The organism is Amphritea opalescens (genome assembly GCF_003957515.1).
GTDB classification, from domain to species: Bacteria; Pseudomonadota; Gammaproteobacteria; order Pseudomonadales; family Balneatricaceae; genus Amphritea; species Amphritea opalescens.
This window is the reverse complement of record NZ_RQXW01000007.1, coordinates 169212-180631: the sequence shown is the minus strand read 5'-3', so window position 1 is coordinate 180631 and position 11420 is coordinate 169212. Positions and strand designations below refer to the sequence as shown.

The 11420-nt window shown below is 49.1% G+C and carries 11 protein-coding genes; 6 read left to right on the top strand and 5 right to left on the bottom strand.

Features of this window, described 5'->3' with window-relative positions:
* Positions 1–115: 115 nt before the first annotated feature.
* Together EH243_RS09905 and purU are read right to left on the bottom strand one after the other, a co-directional pair.
* Positions 116–523, bottom strand: coding sequence for a CBS domain-containing protein (locus EH243_RS09905; RefSeq protein ID WP_126158494.1), 408 nt, complete (start codon positions 521–523; stop codon positions 116–118).
* Between the two features lie 181 nt (positions 524–704).
* Positions 705–1559, bottom strand: coding sequence for a formyltetrahydrofolate deformylase (purU, locus tag EH243_RS09900; RefSeq protein WP_126158493.1), 855 nt, complete (start codon positions 1557–1559; stop codon positions 705–707).
* 221 nt (positions 1560–1780) lie between these two features.
* Here purU and EH243_RS09895 point away from each other — a divergent pair, with 221 nt between their 5' ends.
* From EH243_RS09895 to EH243_RS09875, 5 genes are all read left to right on the top strand, one after another.
* Positions 1781–3325 (top strand): thymidine phosphorylase family protein, encoded by a 1545-nt coding sequence (locus tag EH243_RS09895; RefSeq protein WP_126158492.1) that lies wholly within the window; start codon positions 1781–1783, stop codon positions 3323–3325.
* On the top strand, positions 3306–4190 hold the full coding sequence (locus EH243_RS09890; RefSeq protein WP_126158491.1) for a ribose-phosphate pyrophosphokinase: 885 nt from the start codon (positions 3306–3308) through the stop codon (positions 4188–4190). Before EH243_RS09895 ends, EH243_RS09890 begins: the two co-directional genes overlap by 20 nt.
* Positions 4191–4197: 7 nt before the next feature.
* Positions 4198–4797: an alpha-ketoglutarate-dependent dioxygenase AlkB family protein gene (locus EH243_RS09885; RefSeq protein WP_126158490.1), complete on the top strand. Its 600-nt coding sequence runs from the start codon at positions 4198–4200 to the stop codon at positions 4795–4797.
* 3 nt (positions 4798–4800) lie between these two features.
* Complete coding sequence (nfsA, locus tag EH243_RS09880; protein WP_126158489.1) at positions 4801–5538, top strand: oxygen-insensitive NADPH nitroreductase; 738 nt, start codon at positions 4801–4803, stop codon at positions 5536–5538.
* Between the two features lie 291 nt (positions 5539–5829).
* Positions 5830–7479, top strand: a complete 1650-nt coding sequence (locus EH243_RS09875; RefSeq protein WP_126158488.1) for a phosphoethanolamine transferase family protein — start codon at positions 5830–5832, stop codon at positions 7477–7479.
* 25 nt (positions 7480–7504) lie between these two features.
* On the opposite strand, the gene EH243_RS09870 is transcribed toward EH243_RS09875, so the two are convergent.
* Positions 7505–7948 (bottom strand): flavodoxin domain-containing protein, encoded by a 444-nt coding sequence (locus tag EH243_RS09870; protein WP_126158487.1) that lies wholly within the window; start codon positions 7946–7948, stop codon positions 7505–7507.
* Positions 7949–8113: 165 nt separating this feature from the next.
* Between EH243_RS09870 and EH243_RS09865 the strand changes: the two genes are divergently transcribed.
* Positions 8114–8443 carry a hypothetical protein gene (locus EH243_RS09865; protein ID WP_126158486.1) on the top strand — a complete coding sequence of 110 codons (330 nt, stop codon included), beginning with the start codon at positions 8114–8116 and terminating at the stop codon, positions 8441–8443.
* Positions 8444–8735: 292 nt separating this feature from the next.
* Here EH243_RS09865 and EH243_RS09860 read toward each other — a convergent pair whose 3' ends face one another.
* Positions 8736–10241, bottom strand: a complete 1506-nt coding sequence (locus EH243_RS09860; RefSeq protein ID WP_126158485.1) for a fumarate hydratase — start codon at positions 10239–10241, stop codon at positions 8736–8738.
* A gap of 286 nt (positions 10242–10527) precedes the next feature.
* Entirely contained in the window at positions 10528–11355 is an 828-nt protein-coding gene (locus tag EH243_RS09855) for a prenyltransferase (RefSeq protein WP_126158484.1), read from the bottom strand.
* Positions 11356–11420 lie beyond the last annotated feature (65 nt).

The window sequence follows — 11420 nt, the reverse complement described above, 5'->3', positions numbered from 1 at the left end:
TACAGCTAAAGTTATTCACAAAAAAACCACCCAACTAAACCACAATGGCAGTGTTTTAATGACTCACGTTCACCCGCGAATAGCAGCTAAAAAAACAGCCCTGATTCCAACCCAATCAGCCATCTTGAGCAAACTGCCCAACCGCGCGTAACACATCACGGCGACTGATCTGGCCGATCAGTTTACCATTTTTTAACACTGGCAAGCGACGTCTTTTGTTGGTAATAAACTCTTCCGCCACCGAAATGATGTCGGCGTCATGGTTGATGGTAAAGACTTCAGTGGACATATGATCGCCTACTCGGCCACCCACCTCTTCTTCATGATAGGTCAGTGTCAGAATCGCCTTCAGACAGTCCGCCTCGGACAGCAGCCCAACGATTTCACCCTCTCTACCCAGCACAGGGGCCCCGGTAATCCGATGTTCTAACAGCTGATTTATCGCTTCAAATAGATCGGTGTCGGGAGTAAAGGTAATCAGTTGTGTCGCCATGTAATCACTGGCTTTAACAGATCGCATCATCAAGAATCCTCCAACAGGGTATTAGATAGCCAAACAGGCCGGTGATACCGGCGCTTATAGTGACTTAATCTTAGCCTGAGGAATGCAATAAAACACTGTCCGAGGTCTATCAATGAGTTGAATATCGAGCGCTTAGATTAAAAAGGGCCTATAAAAAGGGCCTATGCAGGCCCGTTAACAATCAGTTAAAGACAACCGTTTTATTACCGTGCACCAGCACTCGATCATCCAGATGCCAACGTAATCCCCGTGACAATACGGTTTTCTCGACATCTTTACCCAGACGCACCATCTCCTGAGGTTGATCCCGATGACTCACCCGCACCACATCTTGATCAATAATAGGGCCCGCATCTAACTCTTCTGTCACATAGTGACAAGTGGCGCCGATCAATTTCACACCCCGCTCATGGGCCTGATGATAAGGCTTAGCGCCCGCAAATGACGGTAGGAAGCTGTGGTGAATATTAATAATACGATGTCGATAAATATCGCAAACGCTGCTCGGTAAAATTTGCATATAGCGGGCTAATACCACCACATCGGCTTGATGCTCAACAATCAACTGATGCACTCGGTCAAAGTGAGGCTGCTTATCGTCTTTATCCACCGGCACATGGTGATAAGGGATACCATGCCACTCCACCATGTCACGCAGATCATCGTGATTGGAAATAACACAGGGGATCTCACAATCGAGTTCACCTTCATGATAACGATACAGAAGATCGGCAAGGCAATGGGATTCACGGCTGGCCATCAATACCACTTTTTTAGGTATCGCGACGTCGTTTATCTCCCAGCGCATCTGAAAGGATTGTGCAATCGGCGTAAACTGTTCTATCAGCTGCTCGCGGTCGAAACCACCAGCGGCCATGACGATTTCTACCCGCATAAAAAAACAGCCGGTCGAGTTATCTGAATGCTGATTGGCATCTGCAATAGAGCCGCCATGGCTAGATATAAAATTACTTACCATTGCCACAATGCCCAGTCGGTCTGGGCAAGCCAATATCAATCTGAATCTACGTTCCATGATATCCTACTTAGTCTGTCTATTTTGAAGTGGCCATATTCTATCAGCTATCCGCACGCCACTGTATGGATTAAGATGCTGACGGCATACCTATGTTCAGCAATAAAAGTAGTGATGGCATGTACAGAGGATAATATTCTCTGCTATAAACACACTAAAAGACCTTATTTGAATGGGCAACCAGACCCTCACCTTTCCGGCTGGATTGGAGCAAAGCAAAGATGATTTCCACCCCTGAACGAGCGACCACACTACAGGCGCGCCGGCTGGGTATCGACACCCGCCAAGAACCCATCATCTATCTCAGAGCGGACAGCCCCGTCTGTCGTTCAGAAGGTTTTTCCGCCCTGTCGCGGGTGTTGGTGCACACCGAACATTGTAAAATCATTGCTACTCTGAACATCATCACGGGCGAAATGCTACGTCGGGGGCAGATCGGTTTTTCTGAATCCGCTTGGTTACGGCTACAACTGAATAACGATGACAACGTCTGGTTATCGCACCCTAAACCCGTGCAATCCCTCTCCCATGTGCGCGCCAAGGTCTATGGCCACACCCTCAATAAACAGCAGTTTCAGGAGATCATTAACGACATCGTTGCGGGACGCTATGCCGATGTTCATATCGCCTCCTTTATCACCGCCTGTGGCGATGACAAACTCAGTGATACCGAAATCATCGCCCTCACCCGCGCGATGATTGACTCCGGCAGCCGTATCGACTGGGGCCAGCCGATGGTGATCGATAAACACTGTGTCGGCGGCCTACCGGGAAATCGCACCACCCCGATCGTGGTCTCGATTCTGGCGGCCAGTGGTTTAACCATGCCGAAGACCTCATCCCGCGCGATCACCTCCCCTGCCGGCACCGCTGACACCATGGAAACCATGACGGAAGTGAGCCTGTCACTCGAACAGATGAAACAGGTGGTAAAACAGGAAGGCGCTTGCCTAGCCTGGGGTGGCTCGGTTCGTTTGAGCCCCTCAGATGACATCTTAATTCAGGTTGAAAGAGCCCTCGATATCGACAGCGAAGGCCAGTTAATCGCATCGGTACTGTCGAAAAAAATAGCCGCAGGGGCAACCCATGTCTTAATCGACATTCCGGTTGGGCCTACCGCTAAGGTCCGCACACAACAGGCTGCGGAAAAATTGACCGCATCCTTTATGACCGTCGGCGAGCAACTAGGGATTAAAATTCAAATCCTCTACACCGATGGTACTCAACCGGTGGGCAACGGTATCGGTCCAGCCCTTGAGGCGAAGGATGTGATGGCGGTGTTACAAAACGAGCCCCATGCGCCTCAGGACCTCAAACAAAGAGCGCTCACCATGGCCGCCACGATGTTAGAAATGGCCGGCGTTGTCGATGCAGGCTGTGGACTCGAAAAAGCCACCATCGTGCTTGAAAGCGGACTCGCATGGAAGAAGTTTGTCGCGATCTGCATTGCTCAAGGCGGCATGAAACAACCCGGTGAAGCCCCCTATCGGTTCAAGCTGATGGCCGACAAAGAGGGGCGCGTCACTCAGGTAGACAACCGCCGCCTTGCACAGGTGGCAAAACTGGCGGGGGCGCCTATCGATCCAACGGCCGGCCTCGTCATCCATGTCAAAGTCGGTCAGCAGGTACAGCTGCACGATCCACTACTCACAATACATGCCGAGAGTTCCGGCGAGCTTAACTATGCCGTGGAATATCTTGAAAGCCACCCCGACATCATTAGCCTAAACACTGAGGAGAGCGGCGTTGAAAACCATTCTGATTAATCTTGAATCCGATCAGGTACTGGCCGGCCAACTTTGCCAAGCACTAAATGCGCAACAGGGCGAAATAGAACTACGCCGTTTTCCTGATGATGAAAGTTACCTGCGGGTGCTCACCGATTGCCAACACCATAACGTGGTGATTTTTTGTAATCTTTACCAGCCGGATAATAAAATTCTCCGTTTACTTCTTCTTAGCGATACATTACGGCAGATGGGCGCAAACAAAATCGGCTTAATCACCCCCTACTTAGCCTATATGCGTCAAGACAAACAGTTTAACCCCGGCGAGTGTGTCAGCTCCCGCCCCTTTGCCACACTGATCTCGGCATCACTCGATTTCCTCGTGACCGTAGACCCCCACTTACACCGTTATCACTCACTGGACGAGATATACAGCATTCCTTCCCGAGTGGTGCATGCAGCGCCCTTAATTGCGGACTGGATCAAAAACCATATACCTAAGCCTTTACTCATCGGCCCCGACAGCGAAAGCGAACAATGGGTTTCCCGTGTCGCCGAACTAGCCGATGCACCGTTTCAGGTATTACATAAAATTCGCCGTGGGGATTATGATGTCGAAGTGACGCTGCCGGAAGTCGAACGCTGGCGCCAACATACACCCGTCTTAGTCGATGACATCATTTCCAGTGGCCGCACCATGCAAGAAACCATCATCCACCTGCAAAATGCAGCGATGCCACGCACCACCTGCATTGCCGTTCACGGGATATTTGCCGCGGATGCATATTCTCAACTTAACGCGGTGGCCGATGTGGTTTCCTGCAATACCATCCCTCACCCGAGCAATCAGATTGCGATCGCTCAGGCGATAGCCAGTGCCACCCGAGAACTCTTAGAGGAATGACGGGGACATGAACGCGCCGATATCTCAAGGTGAGCTATCACTAGAGCCGCACTTTATCGACCCACCAGCCGCTCAACGACTGTATCAAACCCTGCTCGATGAACTCTGCTGGCAACAACCTCAGATCCGTATGTTTGGCCGACAAGTCAGCATTCCACGGTTACAATGTTTTCAGGGCGATCCCGGCATACACTACCGTTATTCAGGATTAGCCCTGCAAACAGAACCCTGGCACCCCCTGATTAACAACCTACGCCGCCGTATCGAAGCCCTTAGCCAGCAGTCTTTCAACACCGTGCTGATCAACTATTATCGTAACGGACAAGACAGTATGGGCTGGCATAGCGATGACGAGCCTGAACTCGGTAAAAATCCAGTGATTGCCTCTCTCAGTTTGGGGCAGTCCCGTCGTTTTTTGCTGCGTCACCGCTACGACAACAGCATTGCGCGACAAGAACACTTGCTCAACAGCGGTTCTCTGCTGATAATGTCAGGCCAGTTACAACATTACTGGCATCACAGTGTGCCAAAAACCAGTCGGCCGCTAGAAGGACGCATCAACCTCACCTTCCGGCATACCCTCAACCCCGATATTCAGATGGAATAACCGATGAACGCCGTTATTGAACTATTGAACAGCCACCGATCAATCCGTAAATTTACCGACCAGCCGATTCCCCAAGAAACGCTGAATACACTGGTTCAGGCGGGACAAGCCGCGGCCACTTCCAGTTTCATTCAGGCCTGTACCGTTATTCAGGTCAATGATAAAGATACGCGCAGCCAGCTCGTCGAGTGTTCCGGCGGTCAGGTATATGTCGGCGAAGCTCCGGCTTTCTTAGTCTTCTGTGCCGATATGCAGCGCCTTAAACTGGCCTGTGAGATGAATGATGCCGAGATCAACGCAGGCTTCACCGAGCAGTTTATTACCGCCACCGTCGATGTTGCCCTGTTCGCACAGAACGTTTCTATTGCAGCAGAATCGTTAGGAATGGGCGTTGCTTATATCGGCGGCATTCGTAATCAGATCGCACGGGTATCAGAGTTACTCGACCTACCTGAATTGGTCTATCCCGTTTTCGGTCTGTGTCTCGGTTATCCAGATCAAAACCCTGAAGTAAAACCCCGCCTCCCCGTCGACGTGGTGCTGAAGCAAGATAGCTATAACGACAATGGAAATAAAGAAACAATCGCCGAATATGACAAATCCGTCCGCGAATATTACCAAACCCGTACCGGCGGCAATAAAGAGATGACTTGGAGCGAACAGATGTCCGGCATGATGATTAAAGAAGCCCGGCCACACATGCTCAACTTTTTGAAAGAGAAAGGCTTTTTACTTAAATAAATCAGGCTGAGAATTGCCGACTTTAACAGGGCTGATCGCGAATTCGCGACTGGCCCGTTTACTCTCAAACCCTATAACATTGCCCCGCTTTAACCTCCACCGACGCTCGGGTTTAACCTCATTTCAGTCCTGCTGACACTAACTATTGACGGGTGAGCCACTTATTCTCACCATCGTAGCTCTGTAATTATATTGAAATATAACCACCGCACCGCTAAAATCGCGGCTCTACCCACATAGCGTTAATTTATTTAACTCTATACATCACTTACGGTTATTTCAGACATATATATGCTAACTCGTCAGAAAATCATCTCTCACCCAGCAACCACCTTTCTATTTATACTGATATTTCCGTTTTTAATTGAATTTTATTACTCTGAATACATTGAGCGAGAACTGATTAACCGTGTCGGTTGGGCGGTCATGCTTTGGTCGCTGGCTTTTCTTACACGTACACGCTGGCCTTTCATCGTTACCGCGGTCTTTCTAGCCATCGCCAGTTCCATCGATATCGCTTACGCGGTGGTATTCAACGGCGTATTCACCACCTCCTCTGTCGAAGCGATAGCACAGACCAACTCGAATGAAGCGCTTGAATTCTTACAAGATTATTTCTCTTTTGAAGCCTTAGCGATCATTGTGGTCTACCTCTCTATTAGCCTGTACCTTCTTTACAACTTTAAACCTCGAGGCTTTTCTCAGCTGAAGCGTTATAGGGCGACGGCGATTGTCTTTTTCACTATTTTTGCTTATCTGATTATTAGCGGTATAGCCGTCCAACATAAATACGGCAAACGCTTACCCGGCATTGTTGGTGCTTACCCTGGTTATTTAAAAGGCACAGAGTCACTTGAAACTGAAATAGAGCAACGAAAAGAGCTTGTTGCTAATACCAACATTCAGTTAACCAATGATTTAAATGATAAACAGACCTATGTGTTTTTCATTGGCGAGTCTGCCACTCGGACGCATATGTCGCTCTATGACTACCCGATTAAAACAACACCGTTATTAGATGAGAGGGACGACCTTATTGCCCTTGATAACATTCTCTCAAACTATGCACAGACCCTCCCCTCTTTGAGAATCACCCTCACGAGTGCTGACAGGGAAGACCCTTCGAAATTTGCTGAATCGTTGAGCATTATTGATGCTGCCAATCTCGCAGGCTTTGAGACATGGTGGATTTCAAATCAACAGCCACTACGGGGTACATACTCGGTTATCGGTAATATGGCGGACAAAACGCTATTCATTAGCAATGACTTTTACGGCAACGAAACCCACCGGTTTGATAACCTCGTACTGCCTAAATTAAGCTTGGCGTTACAATCACCGGCCAAAAAGAAAGTTATTTTTATCCACCTGATGGGTAGCCACCTAAAATATGACAAACGCTATCCTGACGAGTTTAAGCACTTCAGTTCTGGGCCTTATTACTCGTATACCTCAGAGCCGACATCCTCACAAAAAAGCGTTATCAACAGCTATGACAACACCATTCTTTTCAGTGATACGATCATCAACACGGCGATCGAAAAACTGTCGGATCAAGCGAAGGAATCCGCAGGGCTCTATAGCTTGACCTATATTTCGGATCATGGCGAAGAGGTCTTCAATAGTATTGATTTTAAAGGCCATCGTCCCAACAGCATCACGCCCGCCATGGTAGAGATTCCCTTTATCACTTGGTTTTCAGACCAATATCTACAAACCAATGCGAAAAAGATCGAAACACTCAAAGACAACCGCTCACAACCGGCGATGTTGGATGAGTTTTTCCACTACTCTCTTAGCTTAATGTCGATAGACAGCGATATTATTGATGAACGTAAAGATCTGTTCTCAAGTCAGTATCAACCAAGGGAGCGAATCGTCTATGACAGGAACTACGATCAAGCTATTAAAAGTGATGTGCCTTTAAAAAAGGCGGACTAACGCCCGCCGATGATGGGGTTAAGCGCTACAGTTTAACGGACCATTGATCGATCCACTGCGCCGCGGCCTCGTCTGGGTCCGGCGTTTCGCAGCTATCGATAAACAGAGGCTGACCAACAGGCTTGGCACCTAAGTCATGCATCAACTCATTCATCTGTTTTCCGCCTTCAGCAAAGGTTTCATAGGAGCTATCGCCCAAGGCGATCAACCCAAAGCGTACGCCGGAAAAGTCTGGCTGACGGCTGCTTAAGTCATCATAGAGCGGCTGCAAGTTAACCGGCACTTCACCCTGCCCTATTGTCGCCGTGCAGATTAAAATCACATCGGGGTTTAGAGCCACCTGCTCATAGGTCGGATTACTCAATAGCGTTGCCTGATGGCCGAGCCGCTTGAGTTGATCGGTACAATCGTCTGCTATCAGGCTCGCGTTACCGTATGTTGAACCCACTACCACCCGAATCTCAGCCATTTTTCCCTCTCAATTAATTCAAACATTCAGTTTAAAGTCATAATGCCGCTATATAGTAATGAAAACCAACTGTCGGTAATACGTTGATTTTTTTGAATTCAGCATTTACCCAACTATTTCTGTCAACTATCTTACATAGGACAGTATAAAAAGGGGAACAAGACCATGCCCAATAACCATGTGGCCCATCTTCTGAACACACTGGAAGAGCAGTCAACCGAGAAGCGCAAATTGGTGGATTGTCATTTTGCGATCAATGAAGAGGACAAGCTGAAAGTACAGGCCTTAGCTGAGCTGTTTCATCTATCAGAAGAGGAACTGGTTGCAGAGTTACTGCATACCGTTTTACTGGATGTCGAAGAAAAAATGCCGTACCGCGCTGGCAGTAAAATCATCCGCATGGAGGAAGGCGACCCAGTGTACGAAGACGTCGGTCCGATGCCGCGCTATATGGCGATCAAAAGCCGTCTAAGCAAAGCCACTAAATGCGCCTAACTTAATTAGGCTAAGGCTAACTGAATAGAAAAAACAGCGGGAATCACTCCCGCTGTACTGATGAAGATCATATCGCCGGTCAAACAGGGCAGAACCCCTTATGGCGCGTCGATCGCCGTACCAATTTTATTATCAAGCCGTTGACCAATACTGCGCTCAACTCAGGTGAGACCGAATGGTTGTCGTATCTCTGAAATAAGTAAAACCAACAACAAAGCTGTTGACCGTTCTACGGTTCTATCAGGTATAAAAAAACGCGACCAAGGCCGCGTTTTATAGTGCAACTTAAAGATTAGACCTGCTCAGCAATGATCTTCTTCCACTTCGCTGGGCCTGTGTTATGCACCGAGATACCATTACTATCAACAGCCACGGTAACCGGCATATCCTTCACTTCGAACTCATAGATCGCTTCCATGCCCATTTCGGGGAAAGCCAGAACCTTAGAGCTAGTGATCGCCTTAGACACCAAGTAAGCAGCACCGCCTACGGCCATCAGATACACCGCTTTGTTATCACGGATCGCATCAATCGCCACCGGACCACGTTCTGATTTACCAATCATACCCAACAAACCAGTACTTTCGATAATCTGACGGGTGAACTTATCCATACGGGTTGCTGTGGTTGGACCTGCAGGCCCAACAATTTCATCGCGTACTGGATCAACCGGCCCAACGTAATAGATAAAGCGACCTTTCAGGTCAACCGGCAGGGTTTCACCGTTATTCAGCATCTCAACCATACGTTTATGCGCCGCATCACGACCGGTCAACATTTTACCGTTGAGTAGTACCGTTTCACCGGGTTCCCAGCTCAGCACATCTTCTGGCGTGATGGTATCCAGATCGACGCGACGGGTATTGGATCCCACCTCGAAGGTCACTTCTGGCCATTCATCAAGGCTCGGTGGTGTCAGCACAGCCGGACCACTACCGTTCAGGGTAAAGTGAGTATGACGGGTTGCCGCACAGTTCGGAATCATGCACACCGGCAATGATGCCGCATGGGTTGGATAATCCATGATCTTCACATCCAGCACGGTGGTCAGACCGCCAAGCCCCTGTGCACCGATACCCAAGCCGTTAACCGCATCCATAATCTCCAGACGCAGCTCTTCAACTCGGTTTTGTGGACCGCGTTCACGCAGCTCATGGATATCGATCGGGTCCATCAGAGACTCTTTCGCCATCACAGCGGCTTTTTCAGCCGTACCACCAATACCGATACCCAGCATGCCCGGCGGACACCAGCCAGCTCCCATGGTGGGTACCGTTTTCACGATCCAATCAACAATGCTGTCAGATGGATTCAACATCGCCATCTTAGATTTGTTTTCAGAGCCGCCACCTTTCGCAGCCACATGCACTTCGACTTCATCGCCTTCAACGATTTCGTAGTGAATCACAGCGGGAGTATTATCTTTTGTGTTCTGACGCTTACCGGCAGGGTCTGCCAGAATAGACGCACGCAGCACGTTGTCGGGGTTGGTATACGCCCGACGAACACCTTCGTTAACCATATCGGTCACGTTCATCTGAGCGTCCCAGGTCACGTTCATACCGACTTTCAGAAAGACGGTCACAATACCGGTATCCTGACAGATCGGACGCTTGCCTTCGGCACACATACGCGAGTTGATCAAGATCTGAGCCATCGCGTCTTTCGCCGCTGGGTTCTGCTCTTTCAGGTAGGCTTCATGCACGCCCTGAATAAAATCGATCGGGTGGTAGTAGGAGATAAACTGCAGCGAATCTGCAATGCTACTGATGAAATCGTCTTGGCGAATTACGCTCATTATTGACTCCGCAATTTCAGGCTCTTGTCTTGGCCGAGGGTTATCTGCGTAACCCTTAACCCTGTTGATAAAGCTTATGAGATAACACGCAACATAAGCTCTTTATTCGTTGTTCTATCTATCGTTCGGTAAAACTGTGCACGCCGCTGGTAAGTTTCTACACCGCGCTATAAAGTTGCTGCGAAATTATACACTAATTTAATCCACAGGCGGTGCTCGGCCTTAGTATTAAGCCCTACCCCAAAAACAAGCAGGACGAATAGCCCGCATCACACCATTGACTCAGCTACAGACTCAGGCAATACAACAACCCAAACAGCATAAAGAATCGGCCACTGGCTGGCGGTAACGATGCCCGTCCACGTTCATCTTGTTGCTGTTTGTATAACCAAGCGATCATCGGTAGGCTCGCCAACCACCAGAAACCCGAGATAACCCCAAGGCTCAAGAGCACTCCGGCAATAACAACTACACTGGCCAACAACATTAGATACAACATGCGTGCACGGCGCAGCCCTAGCCTCACGGTTAAGGTGTGAATCCCCTCGTCCCGATCACTGGTGACATCACGGATTTCGTTGGCCAGTAATAACAATGAACTAATCAGGCTCACCGGCACCGAGCGCCAGAAGATCAACCAATTGATCTCACCGGCAAGAATATAGTAACTGCCGCACACCATCAGCACGCCCATCAACCAAAACACCAGCACGACGGCTAGTCCTCTGCGCTTGAAGTTAATCGGCTCGACGGTATAGCCCAGCGCCCCCGCCAAGCCAACCAAGAGCAATGCTAACAGGCCCAACCCCGCATAGCTGATCAGATAGATACCCACCGCCGCCGACAGCAGCAGACAGCCCAACCCCAGCCTAAAATTACGTATAATCTTGGCCCGAGCCACGGTATCCGTCAGGTAGTGCAGATCGGCATGATCATTAATGAGATTCACCGAGGCTTGCAACAGCAATGCTCCCAGTAAAATCAGCGAAGCCACCGGGTAGCTAAACCCCGACTGATCGGCCGCACTCAGGATACCCACTAAACAGGTAATCAACGCCACCGAAAAAGAAAAAGGTCGTAAAGCCCGACCCAGTGAGTACTTATCGTATTTCATCAACCCCAACCGTACTCGAATAAACGATCATCAATACTAAAAAAAACAACGCAAAAAAAAGGTAT